The organism is Rhizobium sp. Leaf306 (assembly GCF_001423425.1).
Lineage (GTDB): Bacteria > Pseudomonadota > Alphaproteobacteria > Rhizobiales > Rhizobiaceae > Neorhizobium > Neorhizobium soli.
The window spans coordinates 393,197-416,702 of sequence record NZ_LMNX01000002.1 but is presented as its reverse complement, the minus strand read 5'-3'; the positions used below and the strand labels follow the sequence as shown (position 1 = coordinate 416,702).

General features: G+C 60.0%; 26 protein-coding genes. 15 read left to right on the top strand and 11 right to left on the bottom strand.

Translation table 11 applies throughout. From position 1 onward, the window contains the following. Positions 1 to 17: 17 nt before the first annotated feature. From ASG19_RS09865 to ASG19_RS09855, 3 genes are read right to left on the bottom strand one after another with little or no spacing between them, the layout of a single operon-like run. The gene (locus tag ASG19_RS09865) at positions 18 to 749 is read right to left on the bottom strand and encodes a hypothetical protein (protein WP_062455870.1); all 732 of its coding nucleotides are present in this window, start codon (positions 747 to 749) and stop codon (positions 18 to 20) included. 60 nt (positions 750 to 809) lie between these two features. Then, complete coding sequence (locus ASG19_RS09860) at positions 810 to 1,823, bottom strand: Stealth CR1 domain-containing protein (RefSeq protein ID WP_062455867.1); 1,014 nt, start codon at positions 1,821 to 1,823, stop codon at positions 810 to 812. Between the two features lie 49 nt (positions 1,824 to 1,872). After that, positions 1,873 to 2,343, bottom strand: coding sequence for an Lrp/AsnC family transcriptional regulator (locus ASG19_RS09855; protein WP_062455864.1), 471 nt, complete (start codon positions 2,341 to 2,343; stop codon positions 1,873 to 1,875). A 341-nt stretch (positions 2,344 to 2,684) separates the two neighbouring features. Here ASG19_RS09855 and trxB point away from each other — a divergent pair, with 341 nt between their 5' ends. The 4 genes from trxB to ASG19_RS09835 all read left to right on the top strand — a co-directional run bounded on the left by trxB (position 2,685) and on the right by ASG19_RS09835 (position 6,628). Continuing rightward, a complete protein-coding gene (gene trxB, locus ASG19_RS09850; protein WP_062455861.1) occupies positions 2,685 to 3,659 on the top strand; it encodes a thioredoxin-disulfide reductase in 975 nt (324 codons plus the stop codon). 2 nt (positions 3,660 to 3,661) lie between these two features. Next, positions 3,662 to 4,564 (top strand): LysR family transcriptional regulator VtlR, encoded by a 903-nt coding sequence (locus ASG19_RS09845; RefSeq protein WP_062455858.1) that lies wholly within the window; start codon positions 3,662 to 3,664, stop codon positions 4,562 to 4,564. Between the two features lie 591 nt (positions 4,565 to 5,155). Then, positions 5,156 to 5,452 (top strand): metalloregulator ArsR/SmtB family transcription factor, encoded by a 297-nt coding sequence (locus tag ASG19_RS09840; protein WP_062455854.1) that lies wholly within the window; start codon positions 5,156 to 5,158, stop codon positions 5,450 to 5,452. A 51-nt stretch (positions 5,453 to 5,503) separates the two neighbouring features. Continuing rightward, positions 5,504 to 6,628, top strand: coding sequence for an alkene reductase (locus ASG19_RS09835; RefSeq protein WP_062455851.1), 1,125 nt, complete (start codon positions 5,504 to 5,506; stop codon positions 6,626 to 6,628). A gap of 80 nt (positions 6,629 to 6,708) precedes the next feature. On the opposite strand, the gene ASG19_RS09830 is transcribed toward ASG19_RS09835, so the two are convergent. Further along, complete coding sequence (locus ASG19_RS09830) at positions 6,709 to 6,969, bottom strand: DUF2188 domain-containing protein (RefSeq protein ID WP_062455848.1); 261 nt, start codon at positions 6,967 to 6,969, stop codon at positions 6,709 to 6,711. Between the two features lie 201 nt (positions 6,970 to 7,170). On the opposite strand from ASG19_RS09830, the gene ASG19_RS09825 reads away from it, so the two are divergent. Together ASG19_RS09825 and ASG19_RS09820 are read left to right on the top strand one after the other, a co-directional pair. Next, positions 7,171 to 8,283: a calcium:proton antiporter gene (locus tag ASG19_RS09825; protein WP_062455845.1), complete on the top strand. Its 1,113-nt coding sequence runs from the start codon at positions 7,171 to 7,173 to the stop codon at positions 8,281 to 8,283. Positions 8,284 to 8,407: 124 nt separating this feature from the next. Then, on the top strand, positions 8,408 to 9,628 hold the full coding sequence (locus tag ASG19_RS09820) for a PQQ-dependent sugar dehydrogenase (protein WP_062455843.1): 1,221 nt from the start codon (positions 8,408 to 8,410) through the stop codon (positions 9,626 to 9,628). Positions 9,629 to 9,762: 134 nt separating this feature from the next. Here ASG19_RS09820 and ASG19_RS09815 read toward each other — a convergent pair whose 3' ends face one another. Next, positions 9,763 to 10,965 carry a pyridoxal phosphate-dependent aminotransferase gene (locus tag ASG19_RS09815; RefSeq protein WP_062455840.1) on the bottom strand — a complete coding sequence of 401 codons (1,203 nt, stop codon included), beginning with the start codon at positions 10,963 to 10,965 and terminating at the stop codon, positions 9,763 to 9,765. Between the two features lie 220 nt (positions 10,966 to 11,185). Between ASG19_RS09815 and ASG19_RS09810 the strand changes: the two genes are divergently transcribed. Beyond that, positions 11,186 to 12,127, top strand: coding sequence for an EAL domain-containing protein (locus ASG19_RS09810; protein WP_062455836.1), 942 nt, complete (start codon positions 11,186 to 11,188; stop codon positions 12,125 to 12,127). Between the two features lie 476 nt (positions 12,128 to 12,603). Continuing rightward, positions 12,604 to 12,819, top strand: coding sequence for a cold-shock protein (locus ASG19_RS09805; RefSeq protein WP_006725577.1), 216 nt, complete (start codon positions 12,604 to 12,606; stop codon positions 12,817 to 12,819). 78 nt (positions 12,820 to 12,897) lie between these two features. Here ASG19_RS09805 and ASG19_RS09800 read toward each other — a convergent pair whose 3' ends face one another. Then, positions 12,898 to 13,545 (bottom strand): MBL fold metallo-hydrolase, encoded by a 648-nt coding sequence (locus tag ASG19_RS09800; RefSeq protein ID WP_062457923.1) that lies wholly within the window; start codon positions 13,543 to 13,545, stop codon positions 12,898 to 12,900. Positions 13,546 to 13,613: 68 nt separating this feature from the next. Then, positions 13,614 to 13,808, bottom strand: a complete 195-nt coding sequence (locus ASG19_RS09795) for a hypothetical protein (protein ID WP_062455833.1) — start codon at positions 13,806 to 13,808, stop codon at positions 13,614 to 13,616. A gap of 264 nt (positions 13,809 to 14,072) precedes the next feature. Between ASG19_RS09795 and ASG19_RS09790 the strand changes: the two genes are divergently transcribed. Genes ASG19_RS09790 through ASG19_RS09780 form a run of 3 tightly spaced genes read left to right on the top strand, consistent with a single transcriptional unit; the run spans position 14,073 to position 16,680 of the window. Next, positions 14,073 to 14,549 carry a MarR family transcriptional regulator gene (locus tag ASG19_RS09790; protein ID WP_156466496.1) on the top strand — a complete coding sequence of 159 codons (477 nt, stop codon included), beginning with the start codon at positions 14,073 to 14,075 and terminating at the stop codon, positions 14,547 to 14,549. 13 nt (positions 14,550 to 14,562) lie between these two features. Next, the gene (locus ASG19_RS09785) at positions 14,563 to 15,261 is read left to right on the top strand and encodes a response regulator (RefSeq protein ID WP_062455827.1); all 699 of its coding nucleotides are present in this window, start codon (positions 14,563 to 14,565) and stop codon (positions 15,259 to 15,261) included. A 39-nt stretch (positions 15,262 to 15,300) separates the two neighbouring features. Next, complete coding sequence (locus ASG19_RS09780) at positions 15,301 to 16,680, top strand: ATP-binding protein (protein ID WP_062455824.1); 1,380 nt, start codon at positions 15,301 to 15,303, stop codon at positions 16,678 to 16,680. Between the two features lie 71 nt (positions 16,681 to 16,751). On the opposite strand, the gene ASG19_RS09775 is transcribed toward ASG19_RS09780, so the two are convergent. From ASG19_RS09775 to ASG19_RS09760, 4 genes are all read right to left on the bottom strand, one after another. Further along, positions 16,752 to 17,093: a tRNA-binding protein gene (locus ASG19_RS09775; protein WP_062455821.1), complete on the bottom strand. Its 342-nt coding sequence runs from the start codon at positions 17,091 to 17,093 to the stop codon at positions 16,752 to 16,754. 6 nt (positions 17,094 to 17,099) lie between these two features. Then, positions 17,100 to 17,915, bottom strand: a complete 816-nt coding sequence (proC, locus tag ASG19_RS09770) for a pyrroline-5-carboxylate reductase (RefSeq protein WP_062455818.1) — start codon at positions 17,913 to 17,915, stop codon at positions 17,100 to 17,102. Continuing rightward, complete coding sequence (locus ASG19_RS09765) at positions 17,915 to 18,415, bottom strand: YbjN domain-containing protein (protein ID WP_062455815.1); 501 nt, start codon at positions 18,413 to 18,415, stop codon at positions 17,915 to 17,917. Before ASG19_RS09765 ends, proC begins: the two co-directional genes overlap by 1 nt. Before the next feature lie 538 nt (positions 18,416 to 18,953). Further along, on the bottom strand, positions 18,954 to 19,238 hold the full coding sequence (locus ASG19_RS09760) for an accessory factor UbiK family protein (protein ID WP_062455813.1): 285 nt from the start codon (positions 19,236 to 19,238) through the stop codon (positions 18,954 to 18,956). 234 nt (positions 19,239 to 19,472) lie between these two features. Between ASG19_RS09760 and lgt the strand changes: the two genes are divergently transcribed. The 4 genes from lgt to ASG19_RS09740 all read left to right on the top strand — a co-directional run bounded on the left by lgt (position 19,473) and on the right by ASG19_RS09740 (position 23,502). Then, positions 19,473 to 20,291: a prolipoprotein diacylglyceryl transferase gene (gene lgt, locus ASG19_RS09755; RefSeq protein ID WP_062457920.1), complete on the top strand. Its 819-nt coding sequence runs from the start codon at positions 19,473 to 19,475 to the stop codon at positions 20,289 to 20,291. A gap of 7 nt (positions 20,292 to 20,298) precedes the next feature. Next, entirely contained in the window at positions 20,299 to 21,414 is a 1,116-nt protein-coding gene (locus tag ASG19_RS09750) for a class I SAM-dependent methyltransferase (protein ID WP_062455810.1), read from the top strand. Between the two features lie 126 nt (positions 21,415 to 21,540). Beyond that, positions 21,541 to 22,332, top strand: a complete 792-nt coding sequence (gene pgeF / locus ASG19_RS09745; protein ID WP_062455807.1) for a peptidoglycan editing factor PgeF — start codon at positions 21,541 to 21,543, stop codon at positions 22,330 to 22,332. Positions 22,333 to 22,350: 18 nt separating this feature from the next. Continuing rightward, positions 22,351 to 23,502: a Xaa-Pro peptidase family protein gene (locus tag ASG19_RS09740; protein WP_062455804.1), complete on the top strand. Its 1,152-nt coding sequence runs from the start codon at positions 22,351 to 22,353 to the stop codon at positions 23,500 to 23,502. The last annotated feature ends 4 nt before the right edge of the window (positions 23,503 to 23,506 follow it).

Genomic DNA, 23,506 nt, shown 5'->3' with positions numbered 1-23,506 from the left:
GACAACTCACGCTGCTGCTACCACCATCCGCTGCGATCGCGGTGGTGGAGCGCTCGTAAACGGCTGAATGCCGTGTCGTTCTCCTGCAGGCGGTCGTAGATCGCCTTCGCGATCGCGCCGGCAATCCCCTGTTTGAAAAACGGATCGAGCCGCCAGCGCATGTTTCGCAGCGTGTCGTCGGTCCCCACCTTGAACAGATACATCCCGTTGAACCTGTGCATCGGCGCACCTTGCGTCTGTTCGATAGCATCTTGCGAGACAGGACGCTCGTCGCCGCCATGGATAAAGCGGTCGGTCTCGTAAACCTTGATCGTGTTGGCAAGCGAGGAGCCGATCATGGCGATCGCCCTTGCCGTCAGGTCCTCGTCGAGATCGGCGATGCTGTCGCTCGCGGAGATCAGCCAACGCAGATCGAGATGCGCGGTGAGGAACGGCGCTTCATTCTCCCACAGGGTCTTGAACTGCTGGTACGTCTCCCGGACATTATATTCGCGCCGCATGAGGACGATAAGCTGCGCATGATAGAACAGCAGCTCCGGCTGGCCTTTGAACTCCAGTCTCAGGTTCGCCATGTGATCGTCGAGCGACTTCTGCTTGCCCGACCGGTGCTCGCGGTCCGAATCCTCGATCAGCCGCTGCTTCATGCCCGCGTAATCCTGGTCGAGCTTGGCGTATTTCGCAGCTCCCCAGCGCTTGCGGTAGCGGTTGAAGGACAGCAGTGCCTCAAGCTTACTCTTCTTGCGTACCACGCACGTTCTCCAAGTCTTGCTGCCGTAGCCTCGGCAGTCCTGTCTACACCGGTAACCTCGTCAGCCCGCCGCCCGCAGGTGTTCGATAAGCCGGTGCGGCAGATGGGTGTGAAATTTCGTTATCATCACGTCAGTCAGCGCCTGGCGAAGCTCGATGCTGAGTTCGTCCTGGCTCTGGATACATCCGAACGGGGCGCTACCCTGTTCGATCATGGCGAGCACAGGTGCGGTCGCCCGCTTCTGCCGCGGCTTGATATAGGCCGTGCGGTGTTCGGGTAACGGGGTCGCGCCAAAGCGCTCCATCTCGAGATGATTGGCAAGCGCAACCGGCGAATGCTGGGCGATGTTGCGAAAGCGATGGGAGAGCTGCTGGCGAAGCACGTCGGGATGCGCTGCATAGTAATCGGCAAGCGTTGAGCGTCTGACCGCGTGAAAGTAATGGCCGACCTGCAGAAACCGGTTCTTCGCACCCGCCAGCTCTGCCCCCTTCTCCTGCGCGACGGTAAAGCTCGGAACAGCGTTGGACGCTTCCGCCCGCTGCCGCTTGAACCACTGCAGGCACTGCTTGAGGCGGGATCGCAATCCGCTTTTCACGCGCCCGTAAATCATCGGCTTGCCGTCGCGAAAGAACGCGGAGGCAGATGTCGGAGCGTTCAGAAAGAAGTCGTCATTGCTGTAGACGAAATTCTCGCAAAGCCCCGGAATATTCCAGACCGCAGCCTCGATCGACAGCGAGTTGAACGTCGGCAGCACGGCCGGAAGCCCGTCGAAGACCACGTTGTGATCAACGATGGCGATGAAATCTTCCGTGCAGAAACCCGCCTGCGCAAAACTGTCGACGAATTCCGGCTTCTGCCCGTCCGTGACGATGTGAATTTTGGTGATGAACGGCGCGTATTTCAGCACGGAGGCGATGAGATAGTAGATCTCGCCGTTATCGGCAAACCGCGTCGGGCTGGATGCCACCGCGTGCGAACTCGACGCAACGTCATCGTATTGCAGGCACTTCGCGCGATGATCCGGGTCCGAACCATCAACCCAGGTGATCACAAGCTCGATGTCGTGGCTGGACATGCTCTGGTTCCTGCTCCCTGCCCCTCGGACGATCTCGATCGAGACGACCCTAGATCTGCACGACCGGCGCATCCTTGACCTGCCGGATCGTCAGCATGGTGCGAACCGTATCGACATTGTCGACCGCGGTCAGATCCTCGATGACGAAATCCTGGAAGACGGTGAGGTTCTCGGCCACGCATTGCAGCAGGAAATCGGTCTCGCCGGAGACCATCCAGGCCTGACGCACCAAGGTCCGCGTTTCCATATCCGCCGCGAAGGCCTTCAGCTTGCTGTCCGACTGCTGCTTCAGTCCCACCATGCAGAAGGCGACAAGATCGTATCCGAGCAGCGACGCCTGCAGCATGGCGCGATAACCCTTGATGATGCCGTTCTCTTCCAGCTTGCGAACGCGCCGCAGACAGGGCGGCGCCGATATGCCGACCCGTTCGGACAGCTCAACATTGGTCATGCGTCCGTCCTTCTGCAATTCGCGAAGGATCTTCAGGTCGATGGTATCGAGTTCGACTTTCACGACCATGTGTAGTGCCTGCCTTCAAAATTGACGGGAGCACGCAGGCTCCCGGGTATCCATCTCGGTGTCGCGAAGACATACAATAACATCGTTCCGACGCAAGAAAATTTCGCGCGCCGGTCCAGTTGTTGTCAACCGAGGTGCACGTGGAGACACATCCAATCGCAGTTGACCTGCCGTTTCCGCCGGGCGGTTCCAACTGTCTTGTTGTTATCGCAAGGCTGCCCTTGCAATGTTGCATGGATGGCCCTTACATGACGTGTCAAAAGCGGCAGACCGAATAATGGCTTCCTATATGAGGAAGCGGCGCCAGGCGCCCGACACGGTCTTGGAAAGGAAACGTCATCATGTCCGCCCGTCATACAGAGGTTCTGATCATCGGTTCCGGCCCCGCCGGCTATACAGCTGCGGTGTACGCAGCGCGTGCGATGCTGAAGCCGGTCTTGATTGCAGGCATGGAACAGGGTGGTCAGCTGATGATCACCACGGACGTTGAAAACTATCCGGGCTTTGCCGATCCGATCCAGGGTCCCTGGCTGATGGAGCAGATGCTGCAGCAGGCGGTCCATGTGGGCACCGAGATCGTCAACGATCTCGTGACCGAGGTCGAGATGAATCATCGCCCCTTCACGGTCCGCACCGATTCCGGCACCGTCTGGACTGCCGATACGATCATCATCGCGACCGGTGCGAAGGCCAAATGGCTCGGCATCGAAAGCGAGCAGCAGTTCCAGGGTTTTGGCGTTTCCGCCTGCGCCACATGCGACGGCTTCTTCTATCGCAACAAGGATGTGATCGTGGTCGGCGGCGGCAACTCCGCAGTCGAGGAAGCGCTCTATCTCTCCAATATCGCGAAGACCGTGACGGTCGTCCACCGGCGTGACTCGTTCCGTTCGGAAAAGATCCTGTCCGAGCGCCTGTTCCAGCGCCCCAACGTCAAGGTCATGTGGAACACCGAAATCGCCGAGGTCACCGGCAAGCCGGCCCGCGCGCCACTGCCGCCATCGGTCGAGGGTGTGCGCCTGCGTGATACCAGGACCGGCACGATCTCCGATCAGCCGATCGACGGCGTGTTCGTGGCGATCGGCCATGCGCCGGCGACCGAACTCTTCAGGGACAAGCTGAAGATGAAAAACGGCGGCTATCTCTGGACGGCGCCTGATTCAACAATGACCGACGTTCCCGGCGTGTTTGCCGCGGGCGACGTCACCGACGACACCTTCCGACAGGCGATCACCGCCGCCGGCATGGGCTGCATGGCAGCGCTCGAAGCCGAACGTTACCTCGCCGGCATTCAGCCGGTTGCCATTGCTGCGGAGTAAGCATGGGCGTACCTCTCGACTGGGACAAGCTGCGCATCTTCCACGCTGCGGCGGAGGCGGGATCCTTCACCCATGCAGCAGACAAGCTGCATCTGTCCCAGTCGGCAATCAGCCGGCAGGTCAGCGCGCTGGAACAGGACGTCGGCGTCAAACTGTTCCACCGCCACGCCCGCGGCCTCATCCTCACCGAACAGGGCGAGCTTCTTTATCGTACCGCCCATGACGTGCTCTTAAAGCTCGAAACCGTGAAGATGCAGCTGACCGAGACGACGGAAAAGCCGTCGGGCAAGCTGCGCGTCACGACGACGGTCGGCCTTGGCCAGGGCTGGCTCACCGACAAGGTGCAGGAGTTCCTGCAGCTTTATCCGGAAATGTCGATCCAGCTCATCCTCGATAACGAGGAAGTCGACGTCAACATGCGCCATGCGGACTGCGCCATCCGCCTTCGCCAGCCGCAGCAGTCGGACCTGATCCAGCGCAAGCTGTTCACCGTCCACATGCACGTCTATGCAGCCCCGTCCTATATCAACCGCTATGGCGAACCGCAGTCGGTCGAGGATCTCGACACCCACCGCATCATCTCCTTCGGCGAGCCTGCCCCGAATTACCTTCTCGACGTCAACTGGCTCGAATCCGCCGGCCGTTCTTCGGACAACACCCGCACGCCGCATCTGCAGATCAACAGCCAGACCTCCATCAAACGAGCCTGCCTGCTTGGCATCGGCATCGCTTGCCTGCCCGACTATATCGTCGGCCGCGACCCTGGGTTGATCCAGCTGACGCTGAGCGCCGACATCCCTTCATTCGACACTTACTTCTGCTACCCGGATGAAATGAAGAACGCTGCCAAGCTGAAGGTCTTCCGCGATTTTATCGTCGCCAAGGCGCGTAACTGGAATTTCTGATCGCTGTCGAAGACGTTTCGCTCAGAATGGGCACCGGGATTCTCGCAGCGATTTCATACACGACTCAGTGACTAGAGTAAGCTGTGCAGAACGTGCATGGCAGTCCTGCGCAAAAAAGCGTTGCCGCTTGCCCAAAAAACCATCATATCGCACTCAGCTGATGCATATGGTGGCTTTCCTCCCAGTTCCACCGCAGCAGCTGTTCCCCTCTGGAGGTTGTTTTTAACCTTCATAATTATAAGGGCCCTGGAGTGATCCGGTGGCCCTCTTTTTTTGCCCTGCTGTTGGCCGCCCCGCCGCAGTTCTCGGCTGCCTGCCAGAGTAATTGGACCGAAACGGTCAATATTTCGGCCACCCCCCTTGCTCTCACAAATCGCTGCGCCCATATAGGGGTCAGCCGGAGCAATTGATGACGTCCCCGTCATCAGCGCCGGCTGTTCCCCTCTGGAGGTTTTAGACCTTCACACCTGACGGGCCTCGGAGCAATCTGGAGGCCCTTTTTTTTGCCTTCCTCCAAAAAAATGGGAACGTCATTCCTTTAAATCGCCTTCAGACGATCTATATATCGGTTAGAGACGATATGGAAAGACGATGGATCGCACCGAGATACTGAAAGCACTGTCCCATCCGACGCGGATTGAGTTCCTCGAATGGATGAAGCAGCCCGAGCAGCATTTTTCCGATCAGGATCATCCGCTCGAAATGGGCATCTGTGCCAAGCAGTTCGAAAGACGATGTGGTCTGTCGCAATCGACCGTCTCTGCGCACCTTTCGACCCTCGAAAAAGCCGGCCTCGTGAAGACGAGCCGGGTTGGTCAATGGGCGTTCTACAGCCGCGACGAGGAGAAGATCGCAGACTTCGTGACCAATCTTCGCTCCGCCCTCTGAATGCCACCCCTTAACTCAATCACTCCCAAAGCAGCATGGAAGGATATTCCTGTGACCTCACTCTTTGAACCGGTAAAGTTCGGCGACATCGAACTGAAGAACCGCGTCGTCATGGCGCCGCTCACCCGCAACCGTTCGCCGAAGGCGATCCCCAACGATCTCAACATCGCCTATTACGAACAGCGCGCCTCCGCGGGCCTCATCATCACCGAGGGCACCCCGGTCAGCCAGCAGGGACAGGGCTATGCCGACGTTCCGGGCCTTTACCTCGCTCCGGCCATCGACGGCTGGAAGAAGGTGACGGAAGCCGTTCACAAGAAGGGCGGCAAGATCGTTACCCAGATCTGGCACGTCGGTCGCGTGTCGCATACCTCGCTGCAGCCGAATGAAGGCGCACCCGTCGCGCCGTCCGCACTGGGCGCCAAGGGCAAGACCTACATCATCAACCCGGATGGCAGCGGCGCGTTTGCCGATACATCGGAGCCGCGCGCTCTCGAACTTTCCGAAATCCCGGGCGTCGTTGCCGATTTTGCTGCCGGTGCAAAGGCTGCGATCGAGGCCGGCTTTGACGGCGTCGAAATCCACGGCGCCAACGGCTACCTCATCGACCAGTTCCTGAAGACTGGCGCCAACCTCCGCGAAGACGAATACGGTGGCTCCGTCGAGAACCGCGCCCGGTTCGCGCTCGAAGTCGTTGACGCCGTTGCTGCAGCCATCGGCAGCGGCCGCGTCGGCATTCGCCTGTCGCCAGTTACGCCTGCCAACAACATCACCGAAGATGCGCCGCAGACGGTCTTCGATTATCTCGTCAAGGAACTGGCGACCCGCAACCTGTCCTTCATCCACGTCATCGAGGGTGCGACCGGTGGTGACCGCGACTATGTCCAGGGCGGCAAGCCGTTCGATTACCAGGAGCTGAAGGATACCTACCGCAACGCTGGCGGCACTGGCGCCTGGGTGGTCAACAATGGCTACGAAAAGGATACGGCTGAAAAGGCTGTGGCCAGCGGCTATGCGGATGGCGTCGCCTTCGGCAAGCTGTTCATTGCCAACCCGGATCTGGTCGAGCGTTTCAAGACAAACGCGCCGCTCAACGAGCCGGACAAGAACACATTCTACGGCGGCGGCGCAAAGGGTTATACCGACTACCCGTCGCTTGAATCAGCAGAAGCCTAAGCTTTAGGCTCTACTTCCTGAAATCGGCCATGCCTGGCACAAACCCCGGGCATGGCCTTCTTTTTGGTCGCAGCGAATGCTTAGCGCGCGTCCGCCTGATCGCCATCCACAACTTCGGCTTCGGGACGGTCACCGCCGTCGCTGTGCTCCGTGTGCCAGACGCCCTTTGCGTCCTGCCAGCTGATCTCTTCGGGCTCACCACCCACCTGCTGTTCCGCAGCCACAATCCGGGCCGCCTGCAGCGCGTCGTTGTGGTTCGGGAATGTTTCGGAATAAACGTCGCCCAGTCGATAGGCCCAGCCGCCATCATGTGGCACGATTGTGTAAACGACCTTGGTCATAGATCCTCCTGTATGTTTTTTCGTGGCTGCCCCGACCGGTCTCGGTCCAGAAGGCCGCGTAGAGCAAAAAAGCCGGAATACGCCGCGAAGTTCCTTCCACTGGCGAGGATAATGGCACCAAAGACCGATTATCGCAAACCGTCCTCTGTGCAGGTCGACCGACAACCCTAGTTTCTCCGAGATCGTTTCCAGGAGCTTCCAGTGCAAATCGCGACCCACCTCCGGCAGGAGAAATTCCTGCTGATCGCCCTCGTTGTCGCCATTCTCGGCTTCTTCATCGAACACTCAATTCTGGAGGCCGGAAAGACGGTGTCGCTGATCGCAGCAGCGCTCTTCGTCGGCGTGATCGTGCTTGCATCCACACGCGTCGCCCATCATGCGGAGGTTTTGGCGCACAAGGTTGGCGACCCCTATGGCACGATGATCCTCACCCTGTCCGCGGTGGCGGTCGAGGTCCTGATCCTCGCCATCATGATGGGTTCGAATTCCTCACCGACGCTGGTGCGCGACACGATCTATTCGGCCGTGATGCTGGATATCAACGGCATTCTGGGCCTCGCGGCCCTGCTCGGTGGCCTACGCCATGGCGAGCAACCCTATAACGACGATTCAAGCCGCACCTACACTGTCATGATCATGACGGCGGTAGGCATTTCGATGATCGTGCCGGAATTCGTACCGCGTGAAAGCTGGCACTACTATTCCGCCTTTACCATCTGCGCGATGATCGCGCTCTACGGCGTCTTTCTCAAGATGCAGGTCGGGCCGCACAGCTACTTCTTCAGCTACACCTATCCGCGGACCCAGAAGGCGGCAGCCGCCGGGACAGCGTCCGCGCCTCAGGAGGAGGCCGCCGAGGATTCCGCGGCCGTATCGATCGGCATCATTCTTCTGGGCGTTCTGATCATCGGCTTCCTGGCGGAATTCATGTCGGTCTTCATGGGCGAAGGCCTGGAAGGCTCCGGCGCCCCGATCGCACTGACCGCCGTGGTTGTCGCCGCCATCTCCGCCGCGCCGGAAATCCTGACCGCCATGCGGGCGGCGCTCAAGAACAGGATGCAGTCGGTCGTCAACATCGCCATGGGCGCGTCGCTCTCGACGGTCATTCTCACCGTCCCGGTCATGGAAGGCATCGCGCTCTATACCGGCCAGCCCTTCATCATGGCGATGACGCCGGTCCAGACGGTGATGGTGGCGATCACGCTCGTGGTTGCGGCGATCAACCTCAACGACGGCCAGACCAATGCGATCGAGGGCATGACCCATTTTGTGCTGTTTGCGACCTTCATCATGCTGACGATGATCGGATTGTGACATCTGCAATAAAGAAGAGTTGAACACCCTGTGTTCGGTCTTCGGGACTGGCCGCCCTAGATGGGACAATGGCTGGCGAGCGATCGCCACTGAAAGGCATCAAGACAAAGTCCGGAGGTGACCCATGAAACGCACGAACATCTTCCTTGCAGGCACGGCCCTGGCTCTCGCACTGGTCGGCGCTCCCGCAATGGCGCAAACCGGTGGCAAACCGGTTGAAACAAGCGCTCCAAATGCGAAGGATCAAAAGCCTGCCTTCACCGGTCAGACCCGCGCAGCGCAGCCGGCGGAAATGCCTCAGATCGCCACCGAAGTCGTTGCCGAAGGGCTTCCGCACATCTGGTCTATGGAATTTCTCCCCGATGGCCGCATGCTCGTGACCGCAAAGGAAGGCGCGATGCATATCATCAAGGACGGCAAGCCCGGCCCTGCGATCGAAGGCGTTCCGAAAGTCCTGTCCGCTGGCCAGGGCGGTCTTCTCGATGTGGCGCTCGCACCGGACTACGAAACATCCGGAATGATCTTCTTCTCCTTCTCAGAAGAGCGTGAAGACGGCAACGGCACATCCGTCGCCTCCGCCAAGCTCGTCGCCAACGACGATGGCGGCGGCAAGCTGGAAAACGTCAAGGTGATCTTCCAGCAGATGCCAAGCTATGACGGCAACAAGCATTTCGGCTCGCGCCTCACCTTTGGCCCCAACAACGAGCTCTATGTCACGGTCGGCGAGCGGTCCGATCCGGAGCCGCGTGTCCAGGCACAGGATCTCAAAAGCGGTCTTGGAAAAGTCTTCCGCATCGACATGGACGGCAAGGCCCTCCCCGACAATCCATTCGTTGATCAGGCCGAAGCGCGGCCGGAAATCTGGTCCTACGGCCACCGCAATCTCCAGTCAGCAGCACTCGATGGCAACGGCCGCCTCTGGACGGTCGAACATGGCCCCAAGGGCGGCGACGAGTTGAACCGACCGGAAGCCGGCAAGAACTACGGCTGGCCGGAGGTCACCTACGGCGTCGAATATAGCGGCGGCAAGGTAGGCGACGGCATCACCGAGAAGGCTCAGACCGAACAGCCCGTCTATTACTGGGATCCGGTCATTGGCCCCTCCGGCATGGCCTTCTACGATGGCGATGCGATCCCCGAATGGAAGGGCGCATTCCTGGTCGGCGGTCTGGTAACCCAGGGCGTGGTGGTCCTGCATATGGATGGCGACAAGGTGAGTCACGAAGAACACGTTCCGCTCAAGGCCCGCATCCGCGACGTCAAGGTCGGCCCCGATGGCGCCGTCTACGCCGTCACCGAAACCCGCTCCGGCTCCTCGACGATCGTCAAGCTAACCAAGGCTTAAACGCAGGATCCTCGAAAAGGGGCTCGGCCGGGGCTATAGCCGTGGCCCGCTCCGACCTTCCCTCCACTGGACCACCACTCACGAAAAAGCCCGGCGCTTGGCCGGGCTCTCCCATCAAACTCGTGTCTCGAAACTTACTTGCAGGCTGCGCAGAAGCGCTGGATGCGCTTGCAGGCTTCTTCGAGAATGTCTTCCGACGTCGCGTAGGAAATGCGGAAGTTCGGGCCAAGACCGAAGGCCGATCCGTGAACCACGGCGACACCTTCCGATTCCAGGAGCTCGGACACGAAATCCTCGTCCGTTTCGATCACTTTGCCGGTCGGAGCCGTCTTGCCGATCAGGCCGGCGCAGGACGGATAGACGTAGAATGCGCCTTCAGGCTTCGGGCAAACAATGCCGGACGCCTGGTTGAGCATCGACACGACGAGATCGCGGCGGCCTTCGAAGATCGCCTTGTTCTTGGTCACGAAATCCTGCGGACCGTTGAGTGCCTCGACAGCCGCCCACTGCGCGATCGACGATGCGCCCGAGGTCTGCTGGCCCTGGATCATGTCCATCGCCTTGATCAGTTCGATCGGACCGGCCGCATAGCCGATGCGCCAGCCGGTCATCGCATAGGCTTTGGAAACGCCGTTCATCGTCAGCGTCCGGTCGTAGAGCTTCGGCTCCACTTCGACCGGCGTCGCGAACTTGAAGTCGCCGAAGGTCAGGTGCTCGTACATGTCGTCGGTCAGGATCCACACATGCGGATGCTTCAGCAGCACGTCGGTCAGCGACTTAAGTTCATCCGCGCTGTAGGCAGCGCCCGTCGGGTTCGACGGCGAATTGAAGATGAACCACTTGGTCTTCGGCGTGATCACACTTTCCAGCTCTTCGGCTGTCAGCTTGAAGTTGTTTTCCTGCTTGGTCGAAATCGTGACGGGGGTGCCGCCGCAGATCGAGACCATTTCCGGGTAGGAAACCCAGTAGGGCGCCGGGATGATCACTTCATCCCCTGCATTCATCGTCGCCATGAAGGCATTGAACAGAATCTGCTTTCCGCCGGTTCCGACGATGGTCTGCTCGACCTTGTAGTCGAGGTTGTTTTCGCGCTTGAACTTGTCGACGATCGCCTTGCGCAGCTCTGGAATACCCGAAACCGGCGTGTACTTGGTTTCACCGCGGTTGATCGCGTCGATCGCCGCCTGCTTGACATTGTCAGGCGTGTCGAAGTCAGGCTCACCGGCACCGAGACCGATAATATCACGACCTTTCGCCTTCAGTTCGCGAGCTTTCTGGGAAACAGCGATTGTCGCTGAAGGCTTTACACGGGAAAGGGCGTCGGCAAGAAAGGCCATGTCGTTTCGGTCCTGGGCTGATTGAACACTACGGCGGGGTGCGCTCATTCGCCGCCGAGCGGCCGCCTCAAGCTGTATGGAGAATGAACCGGCGCCTTTCAAGAAAAAAGCATGAATGAATGCGATCAATGTCGCTGATTAAAACCTTCGGGCGCGTATTTACGACCGCGTAACCCGTCTCGCCTACAATCTGCAAAATTGCGCAGGAGACGGTACGGGTATGGCATCGAGAAGCATTTTCGCCAACCTGGTTCGCGGCGACGACGGGGCATGGTCGACCGCGTACGGGCCTTTCATTCTCAGATCCGCGCTTCAGCCCATTTTCAGAACGTCGAAACCCGGCAATCGGCTGGCCATCGAAGCCTTTGTCGGGCTCGTGCGCGCCTATCGTGGCGAAGAGCCCGTTCCCCCGCACGAATTCTTCAGCCTCGTTGATCCCGCCGAAGTTGCCGATATCGACAGCATGGTCCGGACGATCCATATTCTCAACACCGGCCGGCTCGACAGACGCCAGGCGAAGATCTTCGTCAAGTTCCAGCCGGGTCTGGTGCGCACGCCCGAAGACATGCGCCACGAAGTCGAACGCATCAAACTTGCGAGCCACGAAGCCGGACTTGCCGTCAACCGGATCGTCTGCGAAATCCGCCAGACCGCCGAGACCAACGCCGCCGTCATCGCCGACTTCACCAGCCACATGCGCGCCATCGGCTTCCAGGTGGCGATCGATGATTACGGTGCGGGCGAGTCCGATCTGGCGCTTCTCAAGCGGGTGAAGCCTGACTACGTCAAATTCGAACCCGGCTGGGTCCGCGACTTTCTCGACAATCCGGCAGGAGCAGCACTCCTGCGTGTCGTCCTGCAGCAGATGCTGGATGACGGGATCGAACCGATCATCGAAGGACTGGAGGAAATGTGGCAGGTGGAGGTGTGCGAGGAATTCGGCGCGTCTCTCGTGCAGGGATATGCACTCGCACGGCCTGAACTCGCCCCGACCACGTTCGACAGGACATTCCCGGAACACGGCCTGCCGCGCATCGGCGGCGACCTCGACATGAGCCCCTCGCCTGCATCCGCCATTCGCGTCTCTGCCGCCGCCCCGTTTCCGTCGGCCACCCCTCTCAAGCGGATGAAAACCTTCGGCCGCAGACATCAGGGCAGCTAGCCGTCCGTACTTTCACCGGTTCGCAGTGGACTTCCCGCAGAGAGTGTAGACGTTGGGAAACGGCTACAAACATGACGCGAACAGGCATAGAGCCGATCGGGCGAAGCATCGCCAGCGATCCGTTGCCCATCCAACTTACTTCGGACCATGCGCAAAGCCCGCATTTCCAGCGCTTTTGGCCAAATGAGGCAGGCTGGAACGGGCCTGCCTTTCAAAAAACTTTTTCTTGCCAATTTTTGATAAACACAGCACTCTGTCCATGTTCGGGCAATTTACGAGCATGGGAAGACCTATAATGACGCGCTCCGAAGGCGCCAAGACTTCGGGCGGGAACTGGGGCTTGGTTTTATACCTTATCTGCCAGTCGCCGCGGTAAACACAGGGACCCTTTCTTAAAGCTGCCTGCCGCCGCCCGTGAGGGCACACTCTGATGCTGTCCGCCGCTGAACACGGACAGAAGGAAAAGGACCTGCTGCATGGCCGAGACTGGCACTGTGAAATTCTTCAATACGGACAAGGGATTCGGCTTTATCAAACCAGACAACGGTGGCGCCGATATCTTCGTTCATATCTCCGCCGTACAGGCTTCCGGCCTGTCCGGGCTGACTGAAAACCAGAAAGTAAGCTTCGACACGGAACCGGATCGTCGCGGAAAAGGCCCCAAGGCCGTCAATCTGCAGATCTCCGGTTGAGCTTCAAAAGCTCGCTCATTCCAGTTGGAGCCCGGCAGTGATGCCGGGTTTTTTTATGCCCGTGATACCGGTTGCCGGCTACAGGCCCTTCAGGAATGGATTGCTGCGGCGCTCGTCGCCGATCCGGCTTCCCGGTCCGTGACCGCAGAGAAAACCTACCTCGTCTCCCAGTGGCAGAACCTTGGTGCGGATCGAGTCCATCAGGGTCGCGTGATCGCCTCCGGGTAGGTCGGTCCGTCCGACCGACCCGGCAAACAGCACGTCGCCAAGATGTGCGAAGGCGTTATCTCTGTTGTAGAATATGATGTGACCGGGCGAATGTCCCGGACAATGAAAAACCTCGAACACATGCTCGCCGAACGAGATTGTTTCGCCTTCGTCAAGAAACCGATCAGGCACGACGTTGCGGACGTCGCCGTCGACACCGAACATCTGAGCCTGCTTTTCAAGGTTTTCAAGAAGGGGAAGATCGTCGCGGTGGGGTCCGACGACCGGAATGCCGAGCACCTCGCGAAGTTCATCGGCACCTCCGGCATGATCGATATGCCCGTGGGTCAGCCAGATCTCGGAAAGGGTAATGCCACTTTTGCGCACGAGGTCCAGAATAACCCCGATGTCACCGCCTGGGTCGACAATGACGCCTGTCTTTGTATCGTCGTCAAAGAAGACGGTACAGTTTTGTTGAAATGGCGTCACCGGAATGACGCTTGCCTGCAATCGACCCATAATGCCTGTCCTGCCCTGAACGTTGTCGTTCTTCATAGCCGGAAGGCTTGCCGATGACAGCCTCAAAATCAGTTGATAGCGGCGGCCAGATACGTGCCTTCAGCAGCAACCGGCGGGGCCAGCGAAACAGTCGCCAGCAGAAATGCCGAGACGACGACTTTCAGCGCAATCACCGTGATGAAGACCGGGCGCAGCGGATGAGCTTCGGCCTTGGTCTGGTTCAGCTCGATCGGCGGCATTGCGGAATAAGTGTGCGCGTTCATTGAATAATCTCCAGTCGTTCGCTGGGAATAATGGCGCTTGGGGATAAAGGTTCCGCCGGACAAGTCGTGCGCGCAAAAGAAAGTGCGTGTTCTCCCTGAAAGCAACACAACCGGTCGAATTTTGACCGCCAGAGCGATTTATCACGGGCGACAGCGCAAAAGGATTACGTTAAACAGCTTCTCACGATGAAGACGTAGCGAGCGAAAGGAAACGGCGTGCCGCCTGCAGCGACGGGAAAAGCCGTCAAGAAAGTCCCGCCACAGATGCCCGTGGTCGACGAGGGCCAGATCGATTTCGAAGCGATCGAGCTGTTCTTCTTTGCCTATCGCGACTTCGTGTCCGATCCAGACGCTATCCTGGCGAAGATCGGCATGGGGCGCGCCCACCATCGGGTTGTCTATTTCGTCTGCCGCCAGCCGGGGATGATGGTGACGGATCTTCTTGACCTGCTGCAGATCACCAAGCAGAGCCTCGCCCGCGTCCTGAAGCAGTTGATCGAGACTGGCTATATCCGGCAGATGGCCGGGGCCAAGGATCGCAGACAGCGCCGCCTCTATCCGACCCTTGCCGGCCGCGAACTGGCGCTGGCCCTGTGCGAGCCGCAATCCAAGCGTATCGCACGCGCCATGGAAGACTTCACCCCCGGGATGCGGGGAAGCGTAACCCTTTTCCTTCAACGGATGCGTGGACGTGACCCGAACCTCGTGATTTCTGATATCGACATCAGTCAGGATATCTGACCGGGACAGACAGATGACCAATACACCGCTTTTGGACGACGCCCCTCACCTTCTCGTTGTCGACGACGACACCCGCATCCGCGATCTCCTCAACCGCTATCTGGTGGAGCAGGGTTTCCGCATCACGGTCGCGGGAGATGCCGCCGAAGCGCGGCGCAAGTTGGAAGGACTGCATTTCGACCTCATCATTCTCGACGTGATGATGCCGGGCGAAACAGGCCTGTCGCTCACCCAGTCGCTTTATGAAAAGAAGACCACCCCGGTCATCCTCCTGACGGCACGGGTCGAGGCAGAATCGCGCATCGCCGGTCTCGAGGCAGGTGCCGACGATTACCTGTCAAAACCCTTCGATCCGCGCGAACTGGTCCTGCGCATCAACAACATCCTGCGCCGCAGCAGCTCGGCCGATGCACCGAAGATCGAGCAGATCATGTTTGGTCCGTTCACCTTCTCGATCCCGCGCAAGGAACTGCGCAAGGCGGCCGAGACGATCCGCCTGACCGACCGCGAACAGGAAATCATGATGCTGTTTGCCTTGCGCGCCGGCGAAACGATCCCCCGCCACGAACTGATCGGGGACGATACGGATGTCGGCGAGCGCACAATCGACGTGCAGATCAACCGGCTGCGTCGTAAGATCGAAGAAGACCCCGCCAACCCGGTCTATCTCCAGACCGTGCGTGGCATCGGGTACAGGCTGAGTATCGACTGATGCACAAGAGACCGACGACAGGACGATAACGGGCGGCGAATGGCAATTTTCAACACGCTGAAGCGAGAGACCAGCCGGTTTACCCTCCCCGGTTGGCGTCCGTTCACGCGCTGGCTGCGTCGCTGGCTGCCGACGGGCCTCTACACCCGTTCGTTGCTGATCGTCATTCTCCCCATGCTTCTGCTGCAGACGGTCGTCGCCGCGGTGTTCATGGAACGCCACTGGCGAATGGTGACGGAGCGCCTGTCTGAAGGCACCGTTCGCGACATCGCCGCCATTATCGAAATCATCCGCAGTTATCCGCAGGACAGCAACTACAACGAAGTCAGCCGTATCGCCGACAGCTCTCTCGGCCTGACGATTGCAATCGAGGAGAACGGCCAGCTCCCGCCGCCCCGCCAGCGCCCCTTCTTCGCGATCCTCGACAACATCCTTGCCGAACAGTTGAGCAGTCAGATCCGCATGCCGTTCTGGATCGATACGGTAGGCGACAGTCGGCTCGTCGAGATCCGCGTAAAAATGGACGAACGGGTGCTGCGGGTGTTTGCCAGACGCGGCTCTACCTACGCGTCCAACACCCACATCTTCCTGATCTGGATGATCGGCACCGCCTTCGTGCTGGTGGTGATTTCGATCCTGTTCCTGCGCGGCCAGATCCGCCCGATCCTGAGACTTGCCCAGGCGGCAGAAAGTTTCGGCAAGGGACAAAAGACCGAAGGCTTTTCGCCGCGCGGCGCAGACGAGGTAAGGCGCGCGGGCCTTGCCTTCATCCAGATGCGCGAACGGCTCGAACGGCAGATGGAGCAGCGCACCGCGATGCTGGCCGGCATCAGCCACGACCTGCGCACCATCCTCACCCGATTCAAGCTGCAGCTGGCACTTGCCGGCAACAAGCCTGAGCTCGCCGGCATGGAACAGGATGTCGAAGACATGCAGTCTATGCTGGAGGGCTATCTGGCATTTGCCAAGGGCGAGGCCGAGGAGGACTTCGGTACGCTGTATCTGAGCGAGCTTCTAGAGAAATTCCGCGTAAGTTTCAGCCTGCACGGGCAGATCCTCACCTACCACATCGAGGGCGACGACGAGATCGCCGTCAGGCCGAACGCCTTCAACCGCCTGCTTGGAAACCTCGTCTCAAACAGCCAGCGCTATGCCGACAACCTGCATATCGATGCGCGCCACAGCGCCAAATGGCTGACATTGACCCTCGATGACGACGGCCCGGGCGTTCCTGCGCAATCCCGCGAGGACGTGTTCAAGCCATTCCACAGGCTCGACGAGGCCCGCAATCTCGATGCATCCGGAACCGGCCTCGGCCTCGCGATCGCCCGCGACATCGCCCGCTCGCATGGCGGCAATGTCACGCTGGACGACAGTCCGAGCGGTGGCTTGAGGGCAATCGTTCGCGTTCCGGCCTGAGCGGACCGCTATCGGCAACATGCTGGACTGGGGAGAAAACTAAGACGTTTATTGAAGACGGCGTTGCCTGATCACATCATCTTCTTGCCGTTTGGAACGCCCTGCTCGACGGCAGCCAGAACGATCGCGCCGTTCTCGTCTTCAAAGCCAAGCGTCAGCACTTCGGAACGGACCGGCCCGATCTGGCGCGGCGGAAAATTGACGACGCCCAGCACCTGGCGTCCGAGCAGCGTTTCAGGCGTATAGTGGACGGTAATCTGCGCCGACGATTTCTTGACGCCGATCTCAGGCCCGAAATCGATCTTCAGCTTGAAGGCCGGCTTGCGGGCTTCCGGAAACGGCTCGACCTCGACGATCGTGCCAACCCGGATATCGACCTTCTCGAAGTCGGCAAAGCTTATCTCGTCAGACATGGCTGCTCAGCGTCCCAGTTCTTCCGCGCGGCTCCGCGCTGCCTCGATTGCCTTGTCGAACAGCGGCTGCATCCCATCGTCTGCCATTAGCACGGAGAGGGCAGCAGCCGTGGTGCCGCCCGGAGACGTCACGTTCTGGCGAAGCCTTGAGGCATCCTCGGTCGACTGGTGCAGAAGTTCTCCCGCACCCGACACGGTTTCGCGCGCAAGCCGCATCGCAAGATCGGCAGGAAGACCGGCTTTGCGCCCGGCCTCCGCCATGCATTCGACCAGATAGAAGACATAGGCCGGGCCACTGCCGGAAACGGCGGTGACGGCATCGATATCCGCCTCGCTCGAAACCCATTCCACCGGACCGCTGACCTTCAAGAGCGCATGCACCGCATCGCGCTGGGCGGCCGACACCTTGTCGTTGGCATAGGCACCGGTCACGCCACGGCCGATCATGGCCGGCGTGTTCGGCATGGCGCGCACCATTGCACCGTCCCCGAGATGGATCTGCATGGAGGACAGCGTCTTGCCGGCTGCGACCGAGACGACGACTGTCGAAGCGCCGACCACAGGCTTCAGCGGCGGCAGAACGGCATCCATCAGCTGCGGCTTGACCGCGAGAAACAGGATATCTGCCGACGCACCGTTTGGAAGTGCCGTAACATGCGTTGCGCCGGCGTCGGACATCATCGCTCTCATCGCCTCGGACGGCGATGGGTCAACGACGGTGACGGATGCGCCGGGAACGCCGTTCTTCAACCAGCCGGAAAGCATGGCGCCGCCCATATTGCCGGCACCGACGAGAACGATCGAACCCAGCTGCAACGCCATCAAGCCTCGCCGACCGTCTCGAACAGAACGCAATCCATGGCAGCCTTGGCTTCCATGCCGGACCAGACGACGAACTGGAACGCCTGATAATAGGCCTCGCAGGCATCAAGCGCGCTGGAAAACAGAACCTCGACCTGCTGGTTCGTGGGCTCGGCACCGCCGGCCAGCAGAAGCGACTGGCGGAAGATCACCACGTCCTCCTGACGCCACAGGTCGAAATGCCCCATCAGCGTCTGACCATTCACGTAGGACAGAAGCCGGATGACCTCGTTCACGCGGATATCGGGGATCTTCAGATCGAAGGCGCAGGCGAGATGCAGCGCCTCGAACTCCTCCATCCAGGAGAAGGATACGTGGTAGTCCGTCCACCGACCCTCCACGGTCATGGCGATCTCGTCTTCGCCTGACCGTTCGAATGTCCAATCGTTGGAAGCTGCGACGAACTCGATCATGTCCACCGGGTTCGACTGACGCTCAACGTTTAATTCCATGAGGCTCATGCGGCACCTTTTTGACCGGAATGATTGCGAATTCGAGCGGAACGCGCCAACACTTAACCGGAACTACATTTCGATGATCGCTCGTCGCCGCCAGAATAACTGAGTTACCCTGTCTGGAGCTTACCTTCAGCCTCGTCGGTAACCTATCGGTCACCACCGGAAGCTCACCGGCTCGTTTCGAATCATCGTGTAAAATCAGTGTAGCTAGACGGAGTCCGGCTGCCATCCCCTGAATGCCGATTTCCGTGGATTGAACCCCGAAACCGGTTCGCGCATGAGATCAGAACGGATGGTTAAATGACTCTGGACGCTGGCTTTTTTAAGAGTGTCCACAGGGCTTAATTTTTTGTAAATTTATGGGGATTTGGCGAGGCGAAACAGACGCCTGACTGTGCCGATTAGACGCGATGACGCTCAGTCGCGAATAGGCTGGGAAAGATCGCCGCGCAGGCTTTTGGCGCTGGACTTTGACGGCGATCTCAAACGGGGATTGCGAATCCCCTGAGGGGCCACAGTTTATGGCCGGATCTGAAGTGGCTTACTGACCTGACTGGCCCTGGTCGTGGCTCTGGCTCTGGCCGAATTTTGCCTCCAGCGCATCGAGACGGGCCTTTAGCGCAACATTCTCGTCGCGGGCGCGGGCAGCCATCTCGCGAACGGCTTCGAATTCCTCCCGCTTGACCAGATCCATGTTGTTAAGGAACCGTTCCGCCTGGGCATGGAAAGCCGTCTCCACTTCCTTGCGCACACCCTGTGCAGCGCCGGCAGCGTCCGTCATCAGCCGTGCGAAATCGTCGAATATGCGGTTCGTTCCGGTCGACATAAGGTTCCGTCTCCTTGCCATCGGCAGCGATATCGGCCCGATATCGGCCTGTGTTTGTCCTATGGGATCTGAAGTAGGGCTTGGGTCGCCGCGTTGCAAGCGTCATCCACTGTTGCGCGCGTCTCAGAATGAGATTCATCTTGACCGGCGATGTCCCCAAGTCCATCTTTTCACACGACTGTGAGTAAGCGAGACACCTGTAATTTGTACGAAGCGCTTCATTTTTTTGCTCTCATGCCATTTCCCGAGATAAATCCGGTCGCGTTCTCCTTGGGGCCGCTTGCGGTACACTGGTATGGCCTTGCCTATGTTGCCGGTATCATGCTGGGCTGGCTTTACGCCCGCAAGCTGACCGCAAACGCGTCACTGTGGCCCAACGGTCAGGCCCCGATGACCGCGGTCCATCTCGACGACTTCCTCGTCTGGATCGCGGCAGGCGTCGTGCTCGGCGGCCGCATCGGCTACATTCTGTTTTACGATCTAGGCCCGATCCTGGAAAACCCGATCCGCGCGATCGAGATCTGGAACGGCGGCATGTCCTTCCACGGCGGTTTCCTCGGCGCGACGATCGCGATGATCGTGTTTGCCCGCCGCCATGCCATTCCCGTCTGGAGCATGTTCGACATCGTCGCCGCCGTCGTGCCGTTCGGCCTGCTGTTCGGGCGCATTGCGAACTTCGTCAACGGCGAACTCTGGGGACGGTTGAGCGATGCACCATGGGCTGTCGTCTTCCCGACCGGTGGCCCGTTCGCCCGCCATCCGAGCCAACTCTATGAAGCAGGCCTGGAAGGCATCATCCTGCTTCTGGTGCTGGCACTCCTGATCTATCGTTTCAAGGCCCTTCGTGTACCCGGCACCATCTGCGGCGCGTTCGTCCTCGGCTACGGGCTCTGCCGAATTTTTGTCGAGTTCTTCCGCGAACCGGATGTGCAGCTCGGCTATTTGCTCGGCACCAATTGGCTAACGATGGGCATGGTGCTATCACTACCGATGGTTGCTGTTGGCATCTGGGCGATCACGCGGGCTCGCGTCGCCTCCGCGGCGAAAGTGTGAGGCACCCGTGAACAGCCCAGAAGTAACCACGCCCCTTGCCGAAAAGATCAAGACGCTGATCCGCGCCAGCGGACCGATCAGCGTCACCGACTATTTCGCGCTCTGCCTCGCCGATCCGGAATTCGGCTACTACCGCACCCGCGAACCTTTCGGCCGGCATGGTGATTTCGTCACCGCGCCGGAGATCAGCCAACTGTTCGGCGAAATGGTCGGCATCTTCATGGTCCATGCCTGGCAGCGCCAGGGTAGCCCGGGCGATGTGCGCCTGGTCGAGATTGGTCCCGGCCGCGGCACGATGATGTCCGACATGCTGCGCGTCATCCAGCGCATCGCACCATCCCTGATGGACGGCCTGCGTGTCCATCTGGTGGAAACCAGCGAACGCCTTCGCGGCGTTCAGCGCGTGACGCTCGAGGCCTATTCGACCAAGATTTCCTGGCACGACAGTTTCGAAGACGTGCCGGAAGGGTTCACCCTGATCGCCGCCAACGAACTGTTCGACGCAATCCCGATCCGCCAGTTCGTGCGGACCCCGACCGGTTTTCGCGAAAGGCTCGTAGGCCTTGGCCCGGAGGACGAGCTGTCTTTCGTCGCCGGCATCGCCACGCTCGATCCGGTTCTCCTGCCCGCCCCGGTCGCTTCCATCCCGGAAGGCACGATCTTCGAATTTGCCCCTGCCCGCCAGGCCGTCATGCAGACGCTCTGCGAAAGGCTAAGGCATTTCGGCGGCAGTGCGCTCGTCATCGACTACGGCCATATGGTCACCAGTTTCGGCGATACGCTGCAGGCCGTAAAGAACCACGACTATGACCCGCCGCTTGCCAGCCCCGGCGAGGCAGATCTGACCAGCCATGTCGATTTCGAAGATCTCGCCAAGGTCGCCTTGGCGTCCGGCATTCATCTGAACGGCGGCCTCCATCAGGGCGAATTCCTCTATGGCCTCGGCCTTGCCGAACGGGCTTCAGCCCTTGCGCGCGACAAGGAACCGTCCGAACAGCGGCTGATAGCAGCTGCCGTCGATCGTCTTGCCGGCGAAGGTGCGGGCAAGATGGGCGAACTCTTCAAGGTCATCGCGGTCTCGGGCTCCGCGGTCAATCTGATGCCCTTCCGTCCGGTCGACTGAAAGAGCACGTCCGGGCAGATTGACACACGCTATCGGCTTGCGCCAATCTCGCGCCCAATCGAAGCAGCGAGTGCCGCCAACGGTGCATCACGCAAAACCAACAAAATCAGCAGGGTGGATAAACCGATGCCGGAGAACGCCTCGCCGACGCCGATCGAAAGCGCAGTCTTGAACGCAGCAGCCGGCGCCAAAATCCGCCACGGCTTCTTCACGCGAAAGGGCGGCGTTTCGGACGGAATCTACGCCGGCCTCAATGTCGGTGTCGGGTCGAACGACGATCAGACGCTCGTTCTCGAAAACCGCCGGCGGGTTGCGGCCTGGTTCGATCTGCCGCTCGAAAAGCTCGCAACCGTGCATCAGGTCCATTCGCCTGATGTGGTCGTGGTCGATGCCGCCTATTCAGGCGAGCGCCCGCAGGTCGATGCGATGGTCGCGGCCACGCCCGGCGTCGTGATCGGTGTCCTGTCTGCCGATTGCGGCCCCATCCTGTTTGCCGATGGCGACAATGGCGTGATCGGCGCGGCCCACGCCGGCTGGAAGGGCGCGCTCACAGGCGTGCTCGAAAACACGATCGACGCGATGGTGTCGCTCGGCGCCGTCAGGGAAAAGATCGTTGCCGTTCTCGGCCCGTCGATCGGGCCTGACAGCTACGAGGTCGGCCCGGAATTCGTGGAACGCTTCCTCGGCGTGAACCCCGAATACGCAGCCTTCTTCACGCCGTCTCCAAAGCCGCAGCATTCGATGTTCGATCTGCCGGCACTCACCATGTCGCGGCTGAAGGCGGCAGGCGTCACCGCTGAGAACCTCGGCCTCGACACCTACCCGGATCGGGAACGCTTCTTTTCCTATCGCCGCACGACGCATGACCAAGAGCCGGATTACGGCCGCCAGATTTCAGCCATCGCGCTTCAGCAATAAAAGTTCGGGAGGACTACCATGGCTCTGCACTTCGACAGATCGGAATATGCCGATCGCCTCGCCCGCCTGACGACGAAGATGGCCGAGGAAAAGCTCGATGCCATCCTGCTGTTTGCGCAGGAAAGCATGTACTGGCTGACCGGCTACGACACGTTCGGCTACTGCTTCTTCCAGACGCTGGTCGTGAAGGCCGATGGCTCGATGACGCTGCTCACGCGCTCTGCCGACCTTCGCCAGGCCCGCCAGACCTCGATTATCGAAAACATCGTCGTCTGGGTCGACCGGGTGAATGCCGATCCGACGCTGGATCTCAAGAACCTCTTGAGCGAACTCGATCTGCTCGGCGCAAAGATCGGCGTCGAATACGACACGCATGGCATGACCGGCCGCATCGCGCGCCTGCTCGACAACCAGCTCACCAATTTCGGCCAGCTCAGTGACGCATCCTATCTGGTCAGCCGCCTGCGCCTCGTCAAAAGCGCGGCCGAGATCGCTCATGTGCAACGCGCCGCCGAACTGGCGGACGATGCGCTCGACGCCGCTCTGCCGCTGATCAAGGCCGGCGGCGACGAGGCCGTTATCCTCGCGGCGATGCAGAGCGCGGTGTTTTCCGGCGGCGGCGATTATCCCGCCAACGAATTCATCATCGGTTCCGGCGAGGATGCACTTTTGTGCCGGTACAAGGCCGGTCGCCGCAAGCTCGATGCCACCGACCAGCTGACGCTCGAATGGGCCGGCACCGCCGCCCACTATCACGTCGCGATGATGCGCACCGCGCTCGTCGGCGAGCCATCGCCGCGCCACAAGGAACTCTACAAGGCCTGCCTTGAGACGATCCGGGCGATCGAGGAGGTTCTGTCTCCAGGTCATACATTCGGGGACGTATTCGACACCCATGCCAGGATCCTCGACGAACGCGGCCTCTCCCGTCACCGGCTGAATGCCTGCGGCTATTCGCTGGGCGCCCGCTTCTCGCCGTCCTGGATGGAGCACCAGATGTTCCACTTCGGCAACCCGCAGGAGATCCTGCCCGGCATGACACTGTTCGTTCACATGATCATCATGGACAGCGACAGCGGCGCGGCCATGACGCTCGGCCAGACCTATCTGACGACGGAAGGCGCTCCCCAGCCGCTTTCACGTCATGGTCTCGACCTTATCCAGGGCTGAGAAG